The organism is Billgrantia sulfidoxydans (assembly GCF_017868775.1).
GTDB lineage: Bacteria > Pseudomonadota > Gammaproteobacteria > Pseudomonadales > Halomonadaceae > Halomonas > Halomonas sulfidoxydans.
In genome coordinates this window covers 1,154,972-1,176,965 of the sequence record NZ_CP053381.1, presented here as the reverse complement: position 1 = coordinate 1,176,965, position 21,994 = coordinate 1,154,972, and the positions used below count along the sequence as shown (strand labels likewise).

At 64.7% G+C, this 21,994-nt stretch carries 17 protein-coding genes; 8 read left to right on the top strand and 9 right to left on the bottom strand.

The window, feature by feature from the left end; translation table 11 throughout:
* The first annotated feature begins 69 nt into the window (after window positions 1-69).
* Both HNO51_RS05605 and nosR read left to right on the top strand, forming a co-directional pair.
* Window positions 70-555 (top strand): peroxiredoxin, encoded by a 486-nt coding sequence (locus HNO51_RS05605; protein WP_197450066.1) that lies wholly within the window; start codon window positions 70-72, stop codon window positions 553-555.
* 92 nt (window positions 556-647) lie between these two features.
* Window positions 648-2,012, top strand: coding sequence for a response regulator c-di-GMP phosphodiesterase, NosR family (gene nosR / locus HNO51_RS05600; RefSeq protein ID WP_242597213.1), 1,365 nt, complete (start codon window positions 648-650; stop codon window positions 2,010-2,012).
* A gap of 13 nt (window positions 2,013-2,025) precedes the next feature.
* Here nosR and HNO51_RS05595 read toward each other — a convergent pair whose 3' ends face one another.
* Window positions 2,026-3,090, bottom strand: a complete 1,065-nt coding sequence (locus HNO51_RS05595) for an AI-2E family transporter (RefSeq protein ID WP_209538706.1) — start codon at window positions 3,088-3,090, stop codon at window positions 2,026-2,028.
* Between the two features lie 167 nt (window positions 3,091-3,257).
* On the opposite strand from HNO51_RS05595, the gene HNO51_RS05590 reads away from it, so the two are divergent.
* Window positions 3,258-4,076 carry a Rho termination factor N-terminal domain-containing protein gene (locus HNO51_RS05590; protein ID WP_209538705.1) on the top strand — a complete coding sequence of 273 codons (819 nt, stop codon included), beginning with the start codon at window positions 3,258-3,260 and terminating at the stop codon, window positions 4,074-4,076.
* A gap of 26 nt (window positions 4,077-4,102) precedes the next feature.
* On the opposite strand, the gene HNO51_RS05585 is transcribed toward HNO51_RS05590, so the two are convergent.
* From HNO51_RS05585 to HNO51_RS05570, 4 genes are all read right to left on the bottom strand, one after another.
* Window positions 4,103-5,839, bottom strand: coding sequence for a bifunctional protein-serine/threonine kinase/phosphatase (locus tag HNO51_RS05585; RefSeq protein ID WP_209538704.1), 1,737 nt, complete (start codon window positions 5,837-5,839; stop codon window positions 4,103-4,105).
* Between the two features lies 1 nt (window position 5,840).
* Entirely contained in the window at window positions 5,841-6,650 is an 810-nt protein-coding gene (locus tag HNO51_RS05580; protein WP_209538703.1) for a formate/nitrite transporter family protein, read from the bottom strand.
* A 362-nt stretch (window positions 6,651-7,012) separates the two neighbouring features.
* On the bottom strand, window positions 7,013-7,969 hold the full coding sequence (gene cobA / locus HNO51_RS05575; protein WP_209538702.1) for a uroporphyrinogen-III C-methyltransferase: 957 nt from the start codon (window positions 7,967-7,969) through the stop codon (window positions 7,013-7,015).
* The gene (locus tag HNO51_RS05570) at window positions 7,929-10,688 is read right to left on the bottom strand and encodes a nitrate reductase (protein ID WP_209538701.1); all 2,760 of its coding nucleotides are present in this window, start codon (window positions 10,686-10,688) and stop codon (window positions 7,929-7,931) included. The genes cobA and HNO51_RS05570 overlap by 41 nt, the downstream gene beginning before the upstream one ends.
* Before the next feature lie 404 nt (window positions 10,689-11,092).
* Here HNO51_RS05570 and HNO51_RS05565 point away from each other — a divergent pair, with 404 nt between their 5' ends.
* The 5 genes from HNO51_RS05565 to nirD all read left to right on the top strand — a co-directional run bounded on the left by HNO51_RS05565 (window position 11,093) and on the right by nirD (window position 17,310).
* Window positions 11,093-11,725, top strand: coding sequence for an ANTAR domain-containing response regulator (locus tag HNO51_RS05565; protein ID WP_197450059.1), 633 nt, complete (start codon window positions 11,093-11,095; stop codon window positions 11,723-11,725).
* A complete protein-coding gene (locus HNO51_RS05560; protein WP_209538700.1) occupies window positions 11,722-12,762 on the top strand; it encodes a CmpA/NrtA family ABC transporter substrate-binding protein in 1,041 nt (346 codons plus the stop codon). The genes HNO51_RS05565 and HNO51_RS05560 overlap by 4 nt, the downstream gene beginning before the upstream one ends.
* Before the next feature lie 284 nt (window positions 12,763-13,046).
* Window positions 13,047-14,351: an NAD(P)/FAD-dependent oxidoreductase gene (locus HNO51_RS05555; RefSeq protein ID WP_209538699.1), complete on the top strand. Its 1,305-nt coding sequence runs from the start codon at window positions 13,047-13,049 to the stop codon at window positions 14,349-14,351.
* Window positions 14,348-16,861, top strand: a complete 2,514-nt coding sequence (gene nirB, locus HNO51_RS05550) for a nitrite reductase large subunit NirB (protein WP_209538698.1) — start codon at window positions 14,348-14,350, stop codon at window positions 16,859-16,861. The genes HNO51_RS05555 and nirB overlap by 4 nt, the downstream gene beginning before the upstream one ends.
* A gap of 77 nt (window positions 16,862-16,938) precedes the next feature.
* Window positions 16,939-17,310: a nitrite reductase small subunit NirD gene (gene nirD / locus HNO51_RS05545; protein ID WP_209538697.1), complete on the top strand. Its 372-nt coding sequence runs from the start codon at window positions 16,939-16,941 to the stop codon at window positions 17,308-17,310.
* Window positions 17,311-17,337: 27 nt separating this feature from the next.
* Here nirD and HNO51_RS05540 read toward each other — a convergent pair whose 3' ends face one another.
* The 4 genes from HNO51_RS05540 to HNO51_RS05525 form a co-directional block, all read right to left on the bottom strand.
* Window positions 17,338-19,245, bottom strand: coding sequence for a hypothetical protein (locus HNO51_RS05540; RefSeq protein ID WP_209538696.1), 1,908 nt, complete (start codon window positions 19,243-19,245; stop codon window positions 17,338-17,340).
* Window positions 19,246-19,446: 201 nt separating this feature from the next.
* The gene (locus tag HNO51_RS05535) at window positions 19,447-19,932 is read right to left on the bottom strand and encodes a VOC family protein (RefSeq protein WP_209538695.1); all 486 of its coding nucleotides are present in this window, start codon (window positions 19,930-19,932) and stop codon (window positions 19,447-19,449) included.
* An 82-nt stretch (window positions 19,933-20,014) separates the two neighbouring features.
* Window positions 20,015-21,037: a hypothetical protein gene (locus HNO51_RS05530; RefSeq protein ID WP_209538694.1), complete on the bottom strand. Its 1,023-nt coding sequence runs from the start codon at window positions 21,035-21,037 to the stop codon at window positions 20,015-20,017.
* Between the two features lie 120 nt (window positions 21,038-21,157).
* Entirely contained in the window at window positions 21,158-21,946 is a 789-nt protein-coding gene (locus HNO51_RS05525) for a hypothetical protein (protein ID WP_209538693.1), read from the bottom strand.
* Window positions 21,947-21,994: the final 48 nt, after the last annotated feature.

Genomic DNA, 21,994 nt, shown 5'->3' with positions numbered 1-21,994 from the left:
CTCGGCAACGCACCCGGGTGCCGATTTGCACTACAGTGTTCCCACCGAATAGATGAACAGGAGCTGTCCATGCCCATTTCCGTAGGCGACAAGATTCCCGACGTCACCATCAAGACCAACGGCCCCGACGGGCCCGAGGACATCTCCACCGGCGAGCTGTTCGCCGGCAAGCGGGTGGTGCTGTTCGGGGTGCCCGGCGCCTTCACCCCCGGCTGTTCCAACACCCACATGCCCGGCTTCGTGATCAAGGCCGACAAGGTGCTGGAGAAGGTCGACACCCTGGCCTGCATGGCGGTCAACGACGCCTTCGTGATGCGCGCCTGGCAGAAGGACCAGAACGCCGAGGCGATCCTGATGCTGGCCGATGGCAACGCCGAATTCACCCGCGCCCTGGGCATGGAGAAGGATGCCAGTGGCGCCTGCATGGGCATTCGCTGCCTGCGCTTCGCACTGATCGCCGAGGATGGCGTGGTGTCGTACGTCGGCATTGACACCGAACGCGGTGTGGTCGACAAGAGCAGCGTCGATACTGTGTTGGCGCATCTGTCGAACTGAAACGCAGCATTCCCTAAAGCTTCTCCCAATGTGGCCGATATCGCAGTTAAAGCCGAATTCGGCTCACTGCTTCAATGGTTGGGGGGAGCAGCATGGAAGGCGAAGCGATTCACGACGAACAACGGCAGCCAGGCCAGATGCCGGCTCAGGCAGATCCCGAGCCGGTAACGCTGTTGCTGGTACTCGAGGACACCGAAACCCTGTCGTCTCTCTCCGACATAGGGGAGCAGGAGGGCTTACGCGTCCTGCATGCTGAAAGCGCGCAGGATGCCCTGGCGATCCTGGAACTCGAGCCCGTCGACATGGTGCTATGCGACGCGCTCACGCCAGGCCTGGATGGCCACGAAGTGCTGGAGCTCATCCAGGAGCGTTGGCCGGACTGTATTCGCCTGCTCATGACCGATGTTTCCTCCGGCCTAGAAGAGGCACTTCGCGCTATCGACGAAGGGCACGTCTACGGCTTTATCCCCAAACCGTGGCACGAAGAGAGACTTCGCCTGCTGCTTCGCCGATCGCGGGAGCATCTCGGCACTCAGCGCGAGTGGATGCAGCGCGAGATGGCGCTGCTCGAACAGAACCAGGATCTGATCGCGCTCAATGCTGCGCTGGAGCAACGGATCGAGGCAACTCAGCAAGAGCTCAAGCAAACCGCCGAAATGCTGGATAAGACGTACGATGAGCTGCTGCACATGCATGTGACGACAGCACGCGTAATCGGCGATCTTCTCCATCATCGCCTGCCTCGCCATCTTCAGACAAACGAACAGGTATATGCCCTGGTCACTGCGTTCTGCGAGACACACGCGCTGGACCATACGTTACAGCAAGACCTGCAGCTGGCTGCCGCACTCTACAACATCGGCAAACTCACCTGGGACGATCATTTACTTGCCACCCCGTCCGAGCAGCTGTCGGCCAATGAACGGACTGCCTACCAGCATTACCCGGTCAGCGGCGAGAACCATCTCATGGCAATGCCTCAGCTGAAGAGAGCGGCAAAATTCGTTCGCCACCATCGCGAACGCTGGAACGGCAACGGTTTTCCCGATCGACTCGAAGGCAGTGACATTCCCTATGGTTCACGCCTGCTGGGGCTGGCCGTGGACTTCATCGAACTCCAGCGTGGCATGGTCCTGCCACGTGAAGTGCCACGCCCGCAGGCATTGGCTCTGCTGCGCAAGTTTGCGGGACGCATCTACGACCCCGAGCTGTGCCATGATTTCGTCAAGCTGTGTGTCGAAAAAGCTCCGGACCTGCAGACCAGTGGCAAAGCGGTCATTTCCCTAGAAACGAGCCAGGTAAAGCCGGGCATGATTCTGGCCCAGGACATTTACTCCGCCAGCGGCATGCTACTGCTGCATGAAGGCAAGCGGCTCGATCAGCACCTGATGGACAAGCTCAAGAACTTCGAGGAAATCGAGGGACGCAACTACACGGTGCTGGTCTATCGACCATGAGCGCTCGTTCCGCCTAGGGCTCTCCCAGCACCTCGACATCGTCGCCCAGCACGTCCTCCACATAGAGCATCTGCACCGCCACTGCGATCGCCACCGCGAGCGGCGTGGCAAGCATCACGCCGGCGACCCCCGCCACGACCCCGCCGGCGAGCTGCACCACCACGGTGTAGGCTGGGGGCAAGCGCACCATGCCCTTGGCCGCCAGGGGCGTCACGACGTTGGACTCCAACGTCTCGATGAACAAGTAGAGAAGCACGGCGTAAAGCCCCAGTTGCGGCGCCTGGAGGAAGGCGATCAGCACGGTGGGAATCACGCCCAGGATCGGCCCCAGGTAGGGGATGAAGGTGAGGAGCCCCGCGATCAGTCCCAGGGCCCCGGCCATCGGAACCCCCATGACGGCGAGGCCCAGCGCCACGAACACCCCGATGAACACCATCGAGATCAGCCGGCTGATCAGCCACAGCCGTAGCGCCTGCCCCTGCATGCCCAGCACCTGCCCCAGCCGCTCGCGTCGAGCCGGCGGGCACAGCATCAGCAGGTTGCGGGCATATTCGGCCGGGTCGACCACGAGATAGACGCCAACCAACAGGGCCAGCAGAAAGCTGGTCAGCGCATCGAAGGTGGTCGACAAGACGCTCGTCGCGCGATTCAGCACCGGCTGTGCCAGCGAGCGGGCCGGGTCCTCGACCCCACCCAGCGCCTGCTCGACCCCGGGCAATTCGCGAGCCATGCCGACGAGCTGCTGAAACGCCTGCGGCAATTCCTGGGTCAGCTGCGAGAGCTGCTCCATCAGCGGCGGCCCGACCAGCGCCCCCAGCCCCACCAGGACCAGCAGGATCAGAACGGCGGCCAGCACCAGCGCCCAGGGTCGCGACAGCGGCAGGTAGCGCTGGCACAGCCGCACCATTCCGTCGATGGCCACCGCGACCAGAACGCTGGCAAACACCAGCAGCAGCACACCCAGCAGCCGGTTGGCGAAATAGAGCAGCACCGACACCAGGCCGACGAGCCCGATGACGATCAATGCACGGCGGGTGAAAGACGAGATCGCGTCGGTGGCACTCTCCCTATCGGACATATCGGCTCCTTGCCGGTTGCAGCGGCATCCGCCCGCGCCCTTCCAGGCGCCTGTGGGCTCAGCCTAGCAGATGCCGCCGCGCGAACCGATCACGGGAAACCCTATCGGCTATGCTGCCTCTATGAAGCAGACGCCCATATCGAACGCCACCAGGGAGGACAGCGACGATGGCTGATGACGAACGCAGGCCACAGGGCTATGACCGCCTCAAGCAGCACGGAGGCCAGGGCTATTCGGGAATGCAAGTCGGCCGCTCGCACAAGTGGTACTACGACCAGGGCGAGTGGCGCGAGCGCAAGATCACCCCCGACGAGTGGGAGATCTACTACCAGACCACCAAGCGGCGGGCGGCTCGCGCCCCTGAGGAGTCCGGCGCCCCCGTCGGCACGGAGTACAACTGGTTGATCGTCTCCCACCAGCGCGTCGACAAGCTCGACGCCAACAACTACATGACCTGCCTGGAGGGCAGGAAATTCAAGGTCGCCCACAAGCGGGCCAGCAGCCATGCCTGGAACGTCAGCGAAAAAGCCCAGCGTAAGAAGGTGATCGAGTATCTCGAGCAGATGATAGAGACGCTCAAGGCGGCCGACGAAGCCGAACCGCTCCCCTTCAGCGTGGGCGAGCATGAGCACGCGTACGGGCTCAACCTGCGCACCAAGGCCGAGCTGCTCGACATGGCGAGGAAGTATGGAATCTCCGGCACGTCGAAGATGAAACGCGAGGAGCTGCTGGATGCGGTGAAGGCATGTATGGAGCTGGCAGGGAGGCCCCAACCTGAGAAAACGGCCGAGCAGCCGAAGCCCGACGGGCACGCCGAGCGCAAGCCGGACGGTGAGGCGACGAAGCTCGAAGCGAAGAGCAAGGACGAGCTATACCGGCTGGCCAGCGAGCGGGGCATCGGCGGCCGCTCGAGCATGAACAAGCGACAGCTCGTGCACGCCCTCGCCGCTCGCCGTCAGCGCCCCGGCAAGAGTTCGCGGGCCTAGCAGCGAATGTAAAGCACCCCGCAGCCTCACTCGAGCAGCAGCACGAGAACGAGCAGCGCCAGCAGTGCGGCCACGCCTTTCCAGAACAGTACGGGGTCGCGTTCGATCAGCGGCGGGCGGGCCCGGGCGAGGAACTCGCGGCTCGGCTGGCGCAGCTCGTGGACGAACTCCGACAGTGCATCGAAGCGCTTCTCGGGCATGGGGTGCAGCGCCTTCCTGAGTACCTCGTCGACCCAGGCCGGGAGTTCGCGATTGCTGGCCAGCGCGGGGCGATAGCTCAGCCGCCGCTGCGCCGCGCGGGTACGCGCCTGGGCCACCTGGGTCCCGTAGGGCAGCTCCCCGGTGAGCAGCTGATAGGCGATCACGGCCAGCGAGTACAGGTCCGAGCGTGGCGTGGCCGGCTCGCCCAGAAAGCACTCCGGCGCAGTGTACGCCAGCGTACCCAGCGGTACCTCCCCCGCTTGCGCCGAAGCGGTCTCAACCAGCCCACCCACGCGCACCGACCCCAGGTCGATGATCTTCACCGTGCCGGTGGCATCGATCATCACGTTAAGCGGCCGAAGGTCCTGGTGCACCATCTCCAGGCGATGGAAGGCACGCAGGCCGCAGGCCAGCTGTTCGACGAGGCCGCGCACCGTCTCCAGGGCCGGGTGCGGATGGTCGCGCAACCACTGGGCCAGGGTCTGTCCCTCGATGTATTCCGTCACGCTGTAGAGATATTGGCGCCGACGCTCCGAGCGGTGCGGCTTGACGACATGCGCGCTGTCGATGCGCCGGCCGATCCACTCCTCCATCAGGAAGCGTTCCACCTGGGCGGGATCCTGCTGAAGCTCGGTAGAGAGCATCTTGATCACCACCTGCTCGCCGCTGGCTTCGTCCACCGCCAGGTAGGCGTGACTGCGGTGGCTGGCATGGAGCTGCCTGACGATGCGATACCCCTCCAGCACCATGCGCGGCGCGAGGGCTGGCGGAAACGGCAGCGACACCGCTCCCGGGGCGATCTCGCCGGCCCCTGGCGGAGGTACTTCCTCGACCCGCACCACCTGCACCGTCAGATTGTCGTCGCTGCCCTGGGCATAAGCCTCCTGCACGATGGCGGCGGCAGCGGCGTCCAGGTCGCCTTCGTGCTCGGCCAGCGCCGCCAGCATCGCCGCCTCGCCGACGTGCTCGTGAATGCCGTCGGTCATCAGCAGGAAGGTTTCCCCTGCCGCGACGGGCAGCGCGAGGTAATCGATCTCGAGCTGCTCGCTGACGCCCATCGCCCGGCTGAGGTAGCTTCTGTCGGGTGCCACCCAGGCGCGGTGCTCGCGGGTCAGCGGCTCCAGGCGGCCAGCGGCAAGCCGATAGAGCCGCGCATCGCCGACGTGGAAAACGTGCGCCGTGGCGGACTTGAGCACCAGTGCGGTGAAGGTGCAGACGTAGCCCCGGTCCTTATCCCAGCGGTATTCGCTGCGCCGGCTCTGGGCGTGCAGCCAGGAGTTGGTCGCCACCAGCACCCGCTGCGCCGAGGTCTTCACCGTCCAGCTTTCGGCGGTGGAGTAGTAGTCCTCGATGAACCCCTTCACCGCCGCCTCGCTGGCAACCCGGCTCACTTCGCTGCTGCTGATGCCATCGGCCAGCGCCACCACGATGCCCTTGCTCGAAAGCTGCGGTTCGCGGGGCACGTAGGCGCCGTGGAAGTCCTGGTTGACCGCCTTGCGCCCTGCCTCCGAGCACTGGCCCAGCGACACCCGCAGCATCCGGCCGGGTTCGAAAGCCGACATCTCAGATATCGCGCAGCGGCGCCGTGCGCACGTGGGTGGTGTAGAGCGTCAGCCCGGTCAGCGAGAGCCCGCCGATCAGGTTGCCTACCACCACGGGGATCTCGTTCCAGATCAGGTAATCCGCGATCGAAAAGTCGCCGCCCATCATCAGCGCCGAGGGGAACAGGAACATGTTGACGATGGAGTGCTCGAAGCCCATGAAGAAGAACACCATGATCGGCATCCACATGGCGATCACCTTGCCGCCCACCGTGGTCGAGATCATCGCCCCGACGACACCGAGCGAGACCATCCAGTTGCACAGGATGCCGCGAATCAGGATGGTCAGCATGCCCGCCGCGCCAAACTCCTTGTAGCCCACGGTACGGGCATGGCCGATACCGGCGATCTTCTGCCCCACCTCGTCCGGCGGCGTGGCGAAGCCGTAAGTGAAGACGATCGCCATCAGCACCGCCACGGTCAGGGCGCCGGCCAGGTTGCCGCAGAAGACCTTGCCCCAGTGGATCAGGATCCTCTCGATGGTGACGCCGGGGCGCCGGTCCAGCCAGGCCAGCGGCGTCAGTACGAAGACCCCGGTCAGCAGGTCGAAGCCCATCAGGTAGTGCATGCAGAAGCCGACCGGGAACAGCGCGGCCCCGAGGATGGCCGAACCGGTCTGGACCGTGATGGTCACCGCGAACACCGCGGCCAGGGCCAGGATGGCCCCCGCCATGAAGGCGCGGATCAGGACGTCCCGGGTGGCCATGTGGAGCTTGGACTCGCCGGCATCCACCATCTTGGTCGCGAACTCGGAAGGAAGCAGATAGGACATAACGTTCTTACGCGCGTGGCGCCTCTCGTCTCGTGGCTGACGTGACAAACGCAAAGGCGCCTGAAGCTCTTAAGCTTCAGGCGCCTTTGCCTGTGTTCGTCGCGTTGTCGTGGGCCTGCGAAGAAAGGCAGCGGCGATCGTCGTTGATCCCGCCGGCCCGCCTGCATTGGCAGCAGAGCCCTGCCATGAACAAGCACGTTGCGTGCCAACTCATTGGCAACTGCGACAAGGAAGCCAGCGGAAGGCAACCGCGGGGGGCTCAAGCGATGCCGCCAGCCACGGGGATTCGACGACCGGCGGTCAGAGAGGCGCTATGCCCCGGGCGAGATCGGCCACGCCGGTGCATCCCGGCGTGTCGTCGCTCACTCTTGGTGCATGTGGCCCTTGGTCTGGGCAGACGGGGCAGCGGCCGGGCTGGTCGCGACCATGCGCACCACGCTGCCGACCACAATCAGGCAGGGTGAAGGCAGCGGCGAGGCGGCCAGCTTGCCCGGCATGTCGGCCAGGGTGCCCACCAGCGACGCCTGCTCGGGCAGGCTGGCGTTGGCCACCAGCATGATCGGCCAGTCGTCGGGCAGCCCATTGCGGCGCAGCCCGGCACAGATGGCCTCGACCTTGGTCAGGCCCATGTAGAAGATCAGCGTCTCGTCCTGGCGCGCCAGGGTGGCCCAGTCGGGCTCGCCGTCCTTGCGGCACAGCTGGGCGGTGACGAAGCGCAGCTGCTGGGCGTGGGCGCGGTCGGTGAGCGGGATGCCCATGCCGGCCGCGGCCGCCGAGGCAGCAGTGATGCCCGGCACGATCTCGGCCTCGACGCCGGCCTCGGCCAGTGCGGCGAGCTCCTCGCCCATGCGCCCGAATACGCCGGGGTCGCCGCCCTTGAGCCGCACCACCGACTTGCCCTCCCGCGCCAGCCTCACCAGCAAAGCGCCGATCTCGGCCTGGGGCACGCTGTGGTGGCCACGCTCCTTGCCCACGTAGTAGCGCTCGTGGCCGGCGGGAATCAGCGCCAGCACGTCGTCGCCCACCAGGCGGTCGTAGACCACCGCCTCGGCCTGCTGCAGCAGGCGCGCCGCCTTGAGCGTGAGCAGCTCGACGTCGCCGCTGCCCGCCCCCACCAGGTAGACCCGGCCGGCACGGCACTCGCCGTCCAGCGTCAGGGTGGGCGCCTCGACGCGCGTGGAACGGCCGAACGGCGAACGCACGATATGGCCCAGGCCGTGCAGACGCGAGAACGCCGCCTGCCCCAGCGCCCGGGGCCGCTGCGCCAGGCGCGACAGCTCAGGCGACAGCAGTGACTTCAATTGGCTCAGCGCTCGCATGGGCCTTCTCCTCTTCGATCAGCGCTTTCAGCTCGGGAACGCAACTTCCGCACTGGGTGCCGCAGGCCAGCCTGGCGCCCAACGCCTCGACGCTGTCGTCGCCTTCACGGATGGCCTCTAGGATAGCGCGTTGGCCCACCTGATGGCAGCTGCACACCACCGGCCCCTGGTTGGCGGCGCCGTCGTCGCAACCGGCCAGCAGGCGGCGGCGGTGCTGCGCCGAGAGCCCCGCGCCGGCGCTGGCCTCCTCGAAGCGCGCATCGAGCCAGGCCAGGTTGGGCAGCTCCAGCGGCGGCCCCGCCATCAGCCACCAGCGCAGGCGCCCTGCGGCATCCACCCCGGCGGCACGCAGCCTTCCGGTAGCCGGATCGGTGCACCACAGCGTCGGCGCCACCGGCAGCGTTGCCTCGAGCCAGGTCAGCCAGTCGCGCTGCGCCGTTTTTTTCGCAACCCCGCCGCAGGCGCTCTCGCCGCCAGCCAACTGCCATCGCTGGCAGCCGTGCAGCGGAATGCGTGCCCAGTAGCGGCTCTCGTCGCACCAGCTCGATTCCGCCACGCCCAGGTCGTCGGCCACCAGCAGGGTGGCCTCCCATTCCACCGCCAGCGGCGCCAGCGCCACCGCGCCGTGCTTCGATTCCGGCTGGCCGGAGAAGGGGTCGAGGTGCGCCTCGAGCAGCGCCCCCATGCGCGCCGTGCCGCTGAAGTAGCCGCTCCAGTGCATCGGCACGAACACCTCGCCGCGACGCTGCCCACGCGACACCCGCACCCGGCCGACATAGTCGCCGCCCGCTCCCGCCAGGCGCGCCAGGCCATGCTCCGCCACGCCCCACTCGGCGGCGTCTTCCGGGGTGAGCTCGATGAACGGCTCGGCGCGGTGATTCATCAGCCGCGGTGCACGGCCGGTGCGGGTCATGGTGTGCCATTGGTCGCGCACGCGCCCGGTGTTGAGCCGCAGCGGCCGCGCGGCGTCGAGCGCCTGTGCCGGCGGGCGCGGGCGCACCGGCAGCATCCGCGCGAGGCCGTCCGGCGTGGCGAAGCGGCCATCGGTGAACAGCCGGGCGGTGCCGTGGGGGGCAGCGGCGTTCACCGGCCACTGGATCGGCGCCAGGGCCTCGTAAGCGGCCCGGTCGAGCCCGACCAGGCCGGAAATGTCGAACAGCCTGCGCCCCTCCCCCGCATTCTCGAAGCCCGAGAGCCGGGCGTGCTCGTCGAAGATCTCGCCGGGATGGCTGTAGTCGAAGGCCTCGCCGAAACCCAGCCGCTTGGCCACCTCGCAGACGATCCACCAGTCGTGGCGCGCCTCCCCCGGTGGCGGCAGGATGCCGCGCTGGCGCGATATGCGCCGCTCGGAGTTGGTCACGGTGCCGTCCTTCTCCGACCAGCTCGAGGCCGGCAGCACGATGTCGGCATAGGCCAGCAGGTCGGCGTCGGCCATGCACTCGGAAACGATCACCAACGGGCATTTCTCCAGCGCCGCGCGCACCCGGTCGGCCCGCGGCAGGCTCACGGCCGGGTTGGTGGCCATGATCCACAGCGCCTGCACCTCGCCGCGCTCGATCGCCTCGAACAGCGCCACCGCCTTGTGGCCGGGGCCATCGGGCAGCGACGGCACCAGCCGTTCGGTGGCCCAGAAACGCGTGACGCGATCCCGCGCGCCGGGGGTGTCGTAGTCCATGTGGGCGGCCAACTGGTTGGCCAGCCCGCCCACCTCGCGCCCGCCCATGGCGTTGGGCTGGCCGGTGATCGAGAACGGCCCCGCCCCGGGCAGGCCGATCTTGCCGCCGGCCAGGTGGCAGTTGATGATGGCGTTGCCCTTGTCGGTGCCGCTGCTCGACTGGTTCACCCCCTGGGAGAACAGCGTGACCACGTGCAGGTGGGTGGCGAACCAGTAGAAAAAGGTCTCCAGGCGCTCGGCATCGACGTCGCAGTCGGCGGCGATGGCCTCCACCGAGGCGTCCTGCTCGCGCGCCGCGGCGAGCGCCTCCTCGATGCCCTGGGCATGCGCCTCCAGGTAGACCCGGTCGAGCCTGTTGCGCTCGGCCATCCACGCCAGCAGCCCGGTGAACAGGCGCGCATCGCTGCCCGGCGCGAGCCCCAGGTAGAGGTCGGCGATCTCGCAGGTATCGGTGACCCGCGGGTCGATTACCACCACCCGCAGCAGCGGGTTGCGCTGCTTGGCCACCTTGAGGCGCTGGTAGAGCACCGGATGGTTCCAGGCCAGGTTGGAGCCCACCAGCACCACCAGCTCGGCCTCTTCGAGATCCTCGTAGCTGCACGGCACGGCGTCGGCGCCGAAGGCACGCTTGTGGGCCGCCACCGCCGAGGCCATGCACAGCCGCGAGTTGGTATCCAGGTGCGGCGTGCCGAGAAATCCCTTGAACAGCTTGTTGGCGACGTAATAGTCCTCGGTGAGCAGTTGCCCCGAAAGATAGGCGGCGACGGCCTGCGCACCGTGGCGGTCGCGCACCGCCGTGAGCCGCTCGGCGACGGCGTCCAGCGCCGTGTCCCAGTCGGTCTCGACACCGTCGACCCTGGGCCGGGTCAGGCGGCCATGGTGCCCCAGCGTCTCGTGCAGCGCCGAGCCCTTCACGCACAGCCGGCCGAAGTTGGCCGGGTGCGCCGGGTCGCCCTGTACGTCGACGATCTCGCCATCCTCGACGCTGGCCAGCACGCCACAGCCGACGCCGCAGTATGGGCAAGTGGTTCGGGCCTCGCGCATGTCGATCTCCTGTCTGTTCCTGGCGAAACGACGACGCCCGCCAACGACCAACCCCGAAGGGCGGCGTTGGCGGGCGTCGTTGCCGCTCGGGGCGCCGCATGGCGCCCTCGGTAGAGTATTGACCCGCATCAAGCAGGAAGCGTGCCATCCACCGAAGACCGAACGGCTATCAGCTAGATGCCTCTTTTCCCGCGCCCCTCCCGCATGCTGCCCTGCACCATTTCCCCACGACCGGCTCCGCCCTTGCACCAGGCTAGTGCCGAGCGGGCACGCCGGATGACTTGGCTGCCCGCCGCCAGCGCCGGCTGAGGCGCCACCCGCCTGCGACGAAGCGAAACATGGAATGTTTCTTGCTTGGAGACAGGAAAAGACCACCTAGGCATGCCATTCACGAGCGAGACCCTATGCCACCACCCCTGAACATTCTGCTGGTCGACGACGAGGTGGTACGTGCCGCCATGGTTGAGGAGGCGCTGATGGCCGAGGGACACCGGGTCATCTGCCGGCTCTCGAACCCGGCCAGCCTCAACGAGATGGTCGCGCGCCATCAGCCCGACGTGGTGATCATCGATATGGAGAGCCCCGACCGCGACACGCTGGAGAGCATGGCGCTGCTCAACCGCGAGAACCCGCGCCCGGTGGTGTTCTTTGCCGACCAGCACGATTCCGACACGCTGCAGGCCGCGCTCAAGGCCGGCGTCAGCGCCTACGTCGTCGACGGCCTGGTGCCGGAGCGCGTGGAGGCCATCGTCGAGGTGGCTATCGCCCGCTTCGACGCCTTCCACAGCATGCGCCAGGAGCTGGACAAGGCGCGCAACCAGCTGGCCGAGCGCAAGCGTATCGAGCGCGCCAAGGGCCTGTTGATGAAGCATCAGGGCTGCGACGAGGAGCAGGCCTACCGCATGCTGCGCAAGCTCGCCATGGACCGCGGCCAGCGTATCGCCGAGGTCGCCGACAGCGTCGTCGACATTCTCGGCCGCCTGAACCCGCTATTGCCCCAGGGGCACGCCGCCGACAAACGGGGAACCCGCTCATGAGCCAACCGCCACTTCACGCCGCCAGCCCGGAACTCGCGCGCCTCACCCTCGGCTTCGTGCCGCTGCTCGATGCCGCCCTGCTGATCGTCGCCCGCGAACGGGGCTGCTTCGCCGCCCAGGGGCTGGACGTCAGCCTGTCGCGGGAGAACGCCTGGGCCACCCTGCGCGACAAGGTCGCCGCCGGCCTGCTCGACGGTGCGCAGATGCTCGCCCCCATGCCGCTGGCCATGAGCCTGGGCCTGGGCCGCGCGCCCTGCGAAACGCTGGCTCCGCTGCTGCTCTCGCGCAACGGCAATACCATCACGCTCTCCACGTCGCTGTGTCAGGCCAGCGGTGCCGCCCTCGACGCAGACCCGGGCAGCAGCGCCCTGGCGCTGGGCAACTGGCTGCGCGGCTCGGGCAGCAGCAGGCGCCCGCGCCTGGCCATGGTGTATCCCTACTCCTGCCAGCACTACCAGCTGCGCGAATGGTTGTCCCTGGGCGACATCGCCCCCGACCGCGACGTCGAGCTGGTCGCCCTGCCGCCGCCGCGCATGGTGGAAGCCCTGCGCGACGGCCAGATCGACGGCTTCTGCGCCGGCGAGCCCTGGGGCACCCTGGCCCGCCACTGCGGCGCGGGCCAACTGGTCGCCACCGGCGCCCAGCTGTGGCCCGGCCACCCGGAGAAGGTACTCGGCGTGACCCGCTCCTGGGCGCAGCGCTACCCGGCCACACTGGCCGCCCTGCTGCGCGCCCTGGTAGCAGCCGGCGAGTGGCTGGCCGCCTCGCCGGATCATCGCCGTCAGGCACATGAATGGCTGGCCCTGCCGCCCTACCTCGATCGCTCGATTCGCCACCTCGACACCCTCGACAGCGATGCAGCGCCCATCCATCAGCAGCTCTGCGGGGGGGACCTGCTGCGCCCGACGCCGCAGGCCGCCCTGCACTTCGCCGAACCCATCGTGCGTCAACTGGAAGCCCAGGGTGGCCGCTTCGACCCCGCGCTGCTGGCGGCGTGCTACAGCCCTGTGCATTTCGATGCCGCAACGCACCACTGATGTGCACGGCCGGCCAAGCTGAGCGCTGACCGGCCTGCACCGAGACCTTCGACCTCCTCCCCAAGACACTGGCACAAAAGGAAAAAGATCACGCACCTGTTACCTTGGCCGGAATCTTGATACCTGCAGGACAGAGCGGCGATCAAAGGCGATCGCCCACATGAAAGCGACAACGACGTCTCTGTGCTCCCCGGTTCGATCCTCGAATCGACAGGGGAAGCGCCGAGGCGTCGTTGCGTTATAGGCCCGTCATTCTGACAAGCGCAGCGAGAGGAGGTGTTCGCATGCCAAGGCGACATCCCGAGACATCCACCGTCGAGCACCTGGTCATCGTCGGCAATGGCATGGCCGGCCACCGGCTGGCCGAGGCACTCCTCGCCCGGACCGAGCGCCCCGCCAGGATCACGGTCATCGGGGCCGAGCAGACGCCGGCCTACAACCGCATCCTGCTCTCGCCGCTGCTGGCCGGCGAAATGCAGCGCGAGGCCCTCACCCTGCGCAGCGCCGAATGGTATGCCGAGCAGGGCATCGAACTCATCCTCGGCGAGCGGGTGGAGGCCATCGACCGCGACGCACGCACCCTCACCACCGATGCCGGGCGTGAACTCGACTACGACCGCCTGGTGCTGGCCACCGGTTCGAACCCGGCCCGCCCGCCGGTGCCGGGGCTCGAGCTTCCCTGCGTGCACGTGTTCCGAGACCTGCACGACGCCGACGCCCTCGCACGCGCCGCCGAAACCGGCCGCAACGCCGTAGTGATCGGCGGCGGCCTGCTCGGCCTGGAAGCTGCCGAGGGGCTGCGCAAACGCGGCATGCGGGTGAGCCTGCTGCAGCGCGACGACCGGCTGATGAACCGCCAGCTCGATCTCACCGCCGCCCGCCTGCTGGAAAACGAGCTGCGCGGTCGCGGCCTCGACATCCATACCGACGCCCAGCTCGAGCGCCTGGAAGCCGACGCCGAGGGCCAGGTGTGCGCCGCGCATCTGAGCGACGGCACCCGGCTCGCCGCCGACTGCGTGGTGGTGGCCATCGGCATCGTGCCCAATGCCGAACTGGCCCGCGCCGCCGGGCTCGAGAGCAACCGTGGCGTGATCGTCGACGAGTGGCTGACCACCAGCGACCCGGCGATCCACGCCCTGGGCGAGTGCTGCGAACACCGCGGCAACCTCTACGGCCTGGTCGAGCCGATCTGGCGCCAGGTCGAGGTGCTGGCCGAGCGGCTCTGCCGCCCCAATGCCGAAGGTGTACCGGGCTACGTCGAACAGCCCACCGCCACCAAGCTCAAGGTCAGCGGCATCTCGCTCTACGCCTTCGGCCCCACCGAAGCCGAACCCGATCACGAAGTACTCAGCTACCGCGATCCCCAGCAGGGCGACTACCGCCGCCTGCTGCTGAGAGGCGGCCGTCTGGAGGGCGTCGTGCTTTACGGCGACACCGCCTCCGGACCCTGGTACTTCGAGCAGGCCTTGGCTGGCCGCGACCTCACCGCCTGCCGCGCCGCGCTGTTGCTCGGCGCCGCCGACGCCCAGGCCCTGCTCGACGACGCCTCGAACGAATCACCGCAACGCCCCGCCAAGGAGGCCGCATGAACACGCCCGCGAAACCGCAACTGATCGTCATCGGCAACGGCATGGTCGGCCACCACCTGGTCGAGCAACTGGTCGAACAGGGCGCCACCGAGCGCTACGCCGTCACCGTGTTCGGCGAGGAGCGCCACCTGGCCTACGACCGCGTGCACCTCTCCGAGTACTTCAGCGGCCGCGATGCCGCCTCACTGGCGCTCTCCACCAGCGAGTACTACGCCGAGCACGGCATCGAACTGCGCCTGCACGAGGCGGTCACCGCCATCGACCGCGACAAGGGCGAGGTCGTCACGCCCCAGGGCCGCTACCGCTACGACCGCCTGGTGCTGGCCACCGGCTCCTACCCCTTCGTGCCGCCGATTCCCGGCAACGACCGCGAAGGCTGCCTGGTCTACCGCACCCTGGAGGACCTCGACGCCATTCGTGCCGCCGCCGAAACCGCCACCACCGGCGTGGTGGTGGGCGGTGGCCTGCTCGGCCTGGAAGCCGCCAACGCCCTGCGCGGGCTCAACCTGGACACCGCCGTGGTGGAGTTCGCTCCGCGGCTGATGCCAATGCAGGTGGACAGCGAAGGCGGCGAACTGCTGCGCGAGAAGATCGAAGCGCTGGGCGTGCAGGTGCTCACCGGCCGCGCCACCCAGGAGATCGTCGACGGCGAGGCCAGCCGCCACCGCATGGTGTTCCAGGACGACAAGGTGCTGGAAACCGACCTCATCGTCTTCTCCGCCGGCATACGCCCCCGCGACGAGCTGGCCCGCGACTGCGGCCTGGAGATCGGCGAGCGCGGCGGCGTGGTGATCGACGACAGCTGCCTGACCAGCGACCCGGCCATCCTCGCCGTTGGCGAAGTGGCGCTGTGGAACAACAGCATCTTCGGCCTGGTCGCCCCCGGTTACCAGATGGCCAAGGTCGCGGCCTCAACGCTCCTCGAAGGTGGCGAAACCTTCCGCGGCGCCGACATGAGCACCAAGCTCAAGCTGATGGGCGTCGACGTGGGCTCCATCGGCGACGCCCACGGCGACCGCACCCCCGGCGCACGGCAGTACCGTTTCCTCGACCCCATCAAGCAGCAGTACCGCAAGCTGGTGGTTTCCAGCGACGGCAAGCGCGTGGTGGGCGCCATGCTGGTGGGGGATAACAGCTACTACGACACCCTGCACCAGTACTACGCCAACCGCATCGAGCTGCCCGAGGACCCGGCTGCGCTGATCCTGCCCGCCGGTGGCGAAGCCGCCCCCGCGCTGGGGCCGGACGCCCTGCCGGCCACCGCCACCATCTGCTCGTGCCACAACGTCACCAAGGGTGACGTGTGCGCCTCGATCGACGCCGGCGCCGTGGATCTCGGCGCGGTGAAGGGCGCCACCAAGGCCAGCACCGGCTGCGGCGGCTGCGCCGCCCTGCTCAAGAACCTGGTGGACCATGAGCTCGAGAGCCGCGGCGTGGAGGTCGACAAGTCGATCTGCGAGCACTTCGCCCATACCCGCCAGGAGCTCTACGACATCGTACGGGTGGAGGGCATCAAGACCTTCAGCGAGCTGATGGAGAAGCACGGCAACCCCGAGACCCACAAACTCGGCTGCGATATCTGCAAGCCGGCAGTGGCCTCGATCCTGGCTTCCTGCTTCAACGAGCCGATCACCGACGCGGCCCACATCCCGCTGCAGGATACCAACGACACCTTCATGGCCAATATGCAGAAGAACGGCACCTACTCCGTCGTTCCCCGCGTGCCTGGCGGGGAGATCACCCCCGACAAGCTGGTGGTGCTGGGCCAGGTGGCGCAGAAGTACGCGCTCTACACCAAAGTGACCGGCGGCCAGCGCATCGACCTGTTCGGCGCCCGCCTGGAGGACCTGCCGGCGATCTGGGGCGAACTGATCGAGGCCGGCTTCGAGACCGGCCACGCCTACGGCAAGTCGACCCGCACGGTGAAGTCCTGCGTGGGCAGCACCTGGTGCCGCTACGGCGTGCAGGACAGCGTGGGCATGGCGATCCAGTTGGAGAACCGCTACAAGGGCCTGCGCGCCCCGCACAAGCTCAAGTTCGCCGTTTCCGGCTGCACCCGCGAGTGCGCCGAAGCCCAGAGCAAGGACATCGGCGTAATCGCCACCGAGAACGGCTGGAACCTGTACGTATGCGGCAACGGCGGCATGCGCCCGCGCCACGCCGAACTGTTCGCCACCGACCTCAGCGACGAGGAGCTCTACCGCATCATCGACCGCTTCCTGATGTTCTACATCCGCACCGCCGACCGCCTGCAGCGCACCTCGGTGTGGCGCGAGAACCTGGAAGGCGGGCTGGATTACCTCAAGCAGGTGATCCTCGAGGACAGCCTCGGCATCGGCGAAGAGCTCGACCGGCAGATGCAGGCCGTGATCGATACCTACGAGTGCGAATGGGCCAACGCCATCAGCGACCCGGAGAAGCTCAAGCGCTTCCGCAGCTTCGTCAACGACGCGCGCCCCGATCCGGACATCATCTATACCACCGAGCGCGGGCAATTAAGGCCTGCGTGATGGAAATGGCGGCGCCCAGCGCGCCGCCCGCTTCATCTCGCTCGGCAGTGATCAGATAAAAAGTGGAGAAGACCTGAATGAGTTCAGCAATTGCGGCGAAGACCATGACCCAGACCTGGCAAACCCTCTGCACCCGCGCCGACCTGGTGCCCTACTCCGGCGTCGCCGCCTGGATGGAAACCCCGGAAGGCCCGGCCCAAGTGGCGATTTTCTATCTTCCCGGCCAGGCGCAGGAACTCTACGCCATCGACCACCACGATCCCTTCTCCGGCGCCAACGTCATCGCCCGCGGCATCGTCGGCGACCTCAAGGGCCAACTCGTCGTCGCCTCGCCGATCTACAAGCAGCACTTCCGCCTGGAAGACGGCCAATGCCTGGAAGACGACAGCGTGCGGCTTCGCACCTGGAAGGTGAGCTTCAAGGGCGACGAGGTGTGGATCGAGGCGTGAGAGATTCCGGCCCTTCAGGCAATTACATCATCCTCCCTGGAAGGCCAGATGAATGTCGCCGCCATAGCGCCGGATAATGTCGAGCTTCATCGCACGGTGCGCTTCCATGTCGTTCTCATGCCTGGATTTCGCGATCGAGCGCCGGGCCAACTCGTCGGAAATGACGTCCATGAGCAGCTCCGCAAGCAGCAGGCGAGCCGAGTCGCGGAAATGACCGCGCCCATCGACATAAAGCTGGACCGTCGGGGCAGCTGTATTGATGAGAATCCGCCGCTCTGAGGGACTGTAGATGGCGCGCGCCGGTTCGCTCTCGAGTCTGCGCAGCTCGTAGCCGGTGAACATGGCTTCACCGTGGTCGTGGGGAACCCGACGCTTGACCACGCGTCGCGGTGAATGGTGCGGATGGTGCGAATGTCCCACCCCGTGCTCGGCCACGACCAGCTCGCACCAGGCCAGATGACTGCCGGCCCGAGCCATGATCTCGCCGCGCTCACTCGGCACGTCACCAGTGACGGTCCACTCGACGCGGCCGTCCGTGGCGAGATCGCGCAGCGTCCCATTCTGCAATGCCGGATCGATGCGCATGGTTTCCGGCAGCCGACTATCGAAACTCAGGACCACATCAGGGTCGAGTTGCCTCGCGTCGACCAGCAGCCTGACGTGGAACGGATGCCCCGCTTGCCGGTAATAGAATGGCGTTGAGAAGCGCAGGGCCGCGGGATGCTCCACATCCTCGACGAACCCCTGTTCCTCGCCTGCCGCGGCCGTCGATACCACGATGCCGAGATCCTCGATAGCCGCCCGGTTCATGCGTCGGAGGATCTGCTCGATCATGAGTGCCGTGCGACCAGACGTTGTCACGTACTCCAGTTGCCTGAGCTGATCCTTTTCCGCCTGCACGCACGGCGCAATCAGCCGGCTAACGGCGCGAGAAAACGCAGCGACGAACGGATCCTTGGGATTCAGCCCCTCGCGTTCGTCGCTGATGATCGCACCGCCCTGGCCGAGCCGCTCAATGAGCCCTGAACAGCGGACGGTGCCGAAGAGGTACTCCGTGCCGGTCTGGTTCTCGTAGTCGAAAAGCTGGCAGTCGAGCACCGCCGTACCCGAGATCACCACCAGCCCGTTGGCGCGCTCGTCCCCCCGCTGCGCAAGCTCCGCGTTTACCGCACGCTTTAACGTCAGGGTGAGCGGATAGGATCGTCGCTCGAACTCGAAGTGTTCTTCCAGGTCGGGGCCGAGCAATACCCGTGCGGGCGGCTCTGCGAAACGCACCGGACCTTCGATCTCCATGACTTGGCCGGACTGCACATGGGCAACCTCGATGTGACGCCGTGCCACCACGTCGCGCAGATAGACATTGTTCGCCACGGCCCGCACGACGGATCGGTAACGCGGAATGTTTACCAGCGGGTTCTCGATGACGATCGCGACTCGCGTACCATTGCCGGTGACGTCGAGCCGCGCATAGTCACGCGGCGTCGCGGGGCGGTCACCGCCGCCATCGTCGTAGAGATAGCCGCCGTTCTCGCCTCGGAACAGTTCGATGCGGGTGAAGCGACCATCGCGGATCGTCTCCAGCCAGCCGTGACCGAGCCCGTAGATCCCCTGCTTCAGCCCCCGGCCAAAGTAACCTCGCCCACCGCCCTCGCCACGCGACAACGGGCTATGGGCCCCGCCGTAGGTGAGGCTATAGCATGCATGTTCGAACGACATGCCCTCGGCCTGGTCCGCGACGATCAGGAGCGCGCCCGCCCGGTGCGGCTCGTAGAGCACGCGGATCCGGCCTGAAGCCGGCTGGCTGGCTTCTTCCAGCCGCGTGTAGCTATCGTCGCTGTTGGTGATCAGCTCGACCAGCGCCTTGCCGATAGAGGCGAATCGACGCGAGTCGATGTCGATGACGCGCTGATCAACCGGGATTGGGTTTACGGCCATGACCATTGTCCTCGGCAAGGTGCAATCATTGAATCACTACTCGCGGGCTGAGCAGTTGGCCAACCCGCTTCCACACTTAGGAGCATATCTCACCCACCGGAGAACTACCTGCAAGACGGCCAGTGAGGTTTTCGCCTTGGAAAAGAAAAAGCCGCCGACGCTGGGGAAGCGTCGGCGGCTTTGGGTAAACCCCTTCTCATCTCAACCGCGAAAGGCGGCCTCGATCTTGGCGATGTCGATCTTCTGCATCGTCATCATGGCGTCGAACGCCCGTTTGGCGGCGGCGCGGTCGGGGCTGGTGAAGGCTCTCGTCAGCGCAATCGGCGTGATCTGCCAAGAGATACCCCACTTGTCCTTGCACCACCCGCATTCGCTCTCCTGGCCGCCATTGTCGACGATGGCATTCCAGTAGCGATCCGTCTCCTCCTGGTCTTCGGTCGCCACCTGGAATGAGAACGCCTCGCTGTGCTTGAACATAGGTCCGCCGTTCAGCCCGAGGCACGCCACGCCCAACACGGTGAACTCGACCGTCAGGACGCTCCCCTCCTTCCCCGCTGGGTAATCCCCAGGCGCGCGGTGCACCGCATCGAGCGAGGAATCGGGGAAGGTCTCGGCATAGAATTTTGCGGCTTCTTCAGCGGCGCCATCGTACCAAAGGCATATCGTGTTCTTTGCTATGTGCTTCATGACCAGCTCCGTTCTGTGGGTGATTGCTATGGGTGGCAATCTAACGTCGAATGGAGCTGGCTGAAATCGACAGGGGTGGTGCCTAACGCTTTTGTAAAAGGCGCGACGTCAGGAGCGTCCCTTGCCTGCACTTGTTAGCATCACTCTCAGCTCCACTCATAGCGGAGGTGATTGATTTTTTGAGATTATCAACCAACTCGGGGAAATACTGCCAGTCGCAAACAATGTATTGCGTAAAATAACTTTTAAGCTCACTGACTCTTCCGGAAAGCAGTGACTCAATGATGTTCAAAGGTAGAAGGTGCTCATACTCACCCTTCGACAGGCGGTAATTTCCAATGTCATTCAGATGCTCGACATCGAAGACTAAATTATCTGAAAACTCTCTAACACAGTGCCTAATAAAATCTGGACTAACATCATGATAGGTAACCAAGTAAGGAACTCGATCGGCGATTTCCTCGATATCGCTTGATGCTTTCAATAAATCTATAGACAAGCTATTTTTAGCCAGATAAACAGGGGCGGTCGTCAATAATACAGGGCAAATAAAAAAAGGCTGGGACGGGTCGGGAGAATCCCATGAAGAGCTACTGATCTCACTCGCAAGCATTGACGGCAAAGCATAATGCAATTGATTTAGGCCATGCTTTATTTCCTTGTCATGCGCAGATGCGTTAAATAGATCTACCTCGACGCCCTTAAAACAGAATGGAAGATTCTCGTCGAACGAAACTACGCTATTTGGGACTAATATATCCTTTGAAAAACTATCCACAGCCCTAATTGTTCGACCTAGCGTAAACGGTGAAAATCCTGGATCATTGGGGTCAGGCAAAAACAGCCAACTAGTACCATCCTTTCGATATTTACACTCTACGAGTAAATGTACCGTTCCTGTCAGGTTATTTTCCTCACCGAAAGGGGTGAAAGCCATCGCCTCCACATCAACAGAAAAGTCTTTTTGGATGTCTCCGTCCAATCTAGAATATGAAAACTCAGAGGAGACGGAAAAGCCCTTATCGGCAAGGCATCTCATTGCTTCAAACTCAAGAGGGAAGCTTGATGATAGCAACTTGTCCTTCCATTTTTGGTTATTGGCCATGCTTTCTCGCTTTTATGGATACTTAACGCCTCAATAACCGGCAGCCTAAATGAAGCGAAGCGGAATGTAGGCTGTCCGGCGCCGTAGGCGCGTAGTTGATTGACTTGTTATAAGGCATTTTTAGAACACCGTTTTTATAACCTTTTGCACGCCCTCTACTAGCTCTAGCACGTCCTCTTTAGTCGGCTCCCTATCCTTGTTGTGGTCGCACAAGTTTCTTAAATCACCCAAATGCTGGATAAAACGCCATTTTGGAGTATCAATAATGTCGTTTTCTTTAAGCATCTGATAGAAATCAGAAATTGAAGGATGTTTCTTCCGGGTTTTAAGCCCATGTATTTCACACACATGGCCAAGATGCTTTTCAAGCACTACACCGGCGATTGCTCCACCGCCACGAACAAATCCTTTTTTGGCTAGCTCTTGGGCTACGTCAAGCTCAGAATCAAATAAATCGGCTTGTAAGATTTCTTGGATGTCGAAAAGTGAGCTATCGAGACGCTTTTCGACCGCAACTAATATAGAGTTTTGTACTTGCATCTTCCCAACAGCAGCCGTTTTGTCTGCAACTACGTCTTCTTGCCACCCTCTTGTGGTCCTGAGGCCGTACAGGTAATCAGATATACCATAAGTGAGAAAAGATATTTCCTTTCGCTTTTCATCTTTGTATTGGCGCTTAAAATCCTCTAGTCGATCAGGCAAAAGCTGCTTAATCAAAACAAGAGCTTCGGAGTACCAAGAGTCATATTCGTTGACGAACGTAGGGAGCTTAATCTTATTGTCTTTTAACTGCTTCTGTATCTCGTCAGGTAGTCCAGATACATCCTCAATCATCGCCAAATACAGATGATTTCCCTTGACAATAAGATTTTTTACTTCCTTTTTAATGGTCTCAGTTTTTGACGGCACTACGTTCTCCTATGCCTTATAACGCCCTGAATAAGCCGCCAATTTGGA

Excerpts from the sequence above, each read along its gene's own strand:
- HNO51_RS05605 (WP_197450066.1), top strand. The coding sequence starts at position 70 with ATGCCCATTTCCGTAGGCGACAAGATTCCCGACGTCACCATCAAGACC.
- nosR (WP_242597213.1), top strand. The coding sequence starts at position 648 with ATGGAAGGCGAAGCGATTCACGACGAACAACGGCAGCCAGGCCAGATG.
- HNO51_RS05595 (WP_209538706.1), bottom strand. The coding sequence starts at position 3,090 with ATGTCCGATAGGGAGAGTGCCACCGACGCGATCTCGTCTTTCACCCGC.
- HNO51_RS05590 (WP_209538705.1), top strand. The coding sequence starts at position 3,258 with ATGGCTGATGACGAACGCAGGCCACAGGGCTATGACCGCCTCAAGCAG.
- HNO51_RS05585 (WP_209538704.1), bottom strand. The coding sequence starts at position 5,839 with ATGTCGGCTTTCGAACCCGGCCGGATGCTGCGGGTGTCGCTGGGCCAG.
- HNO51_RS05580 (WP_209538703.1), bottom strand. The coding sequence starts at position 6,650 with ATGTCCTATCTGCTTCCTTCCGAGTTCGCGACCAAGATGGTGGATGCC.
- cobA (WP_209538702.1), bottom strand. The coding sequence starts at position 7,969 with ATGCGAGCGCTGAGCCAATTGAAGTCACTGCTGTCGCCTGAGCTGTCG.
- HNO51_RS05570 (WP_209538701.1), bottom strand. The coding sequence starts at position 10,688 with ATGCGCGAGGCCCGAACCACTTGCCCATACTGCGGCGTCGGCTGTGGC.
- HNO51_RS05565 (WP_197450059.1), top strand. The coding sequence starts at position 11,093 with ATGCCACCACCCCTGAACATTCTGCTGGTCGACGACGAGGTGGTACGT.
- HNO51_RS05560 (WP_209538700.1), top strand. The coding sequence starts at position 11,722 with ATGAGCCAACCGCCACTTCACGCCGCCAGCCCGGAACTCGCGCGCCTC.
- HNO51_RS05555 (WP_209538699.1), top strand. The coding sequence starts at position 13,047 with ATGCCAAGGCGACATCCCGAGACATCCACCGTCGAGCACCTGGTCATC.
- nirB (WP_209538698.1), top strand. The coding sequence starts at position 14,348 with ATGAACACGCCCGCGAAACCGCAACTGATCGTCATCGGCAACGGCATG.
- nirD (WP_209538697.1), top strand. The coding sequence starts at position 16,939 with ATGAGTTCAGCAATTGCGGCGAAGACCATGACCCAGACCTGGCAAACC.
- HNO51_RS05540 (WP_209538696.1), bottom strand. The coding sequence starts at position 19,245 with ATGGCCGTAAACCCAATCCCGGTTGATCAGCGCGTCATCGACATCGAC.
- HNO51_RS05535 (WP_209538695.1), bottom strand. The coding sequence starts at position 19,932 with ATGAAGCACATAGCAAAGAACACGATATGCCTTTGGTACGATGGCGCC.
- HNO51_RS05530 (WP_209538694.1), bottom strand. The coding sequence starts at position 21,037 with ATGGCCAATAACCAAAAATGGAAGGACAAGTTGCTATCATCAAGCTTC.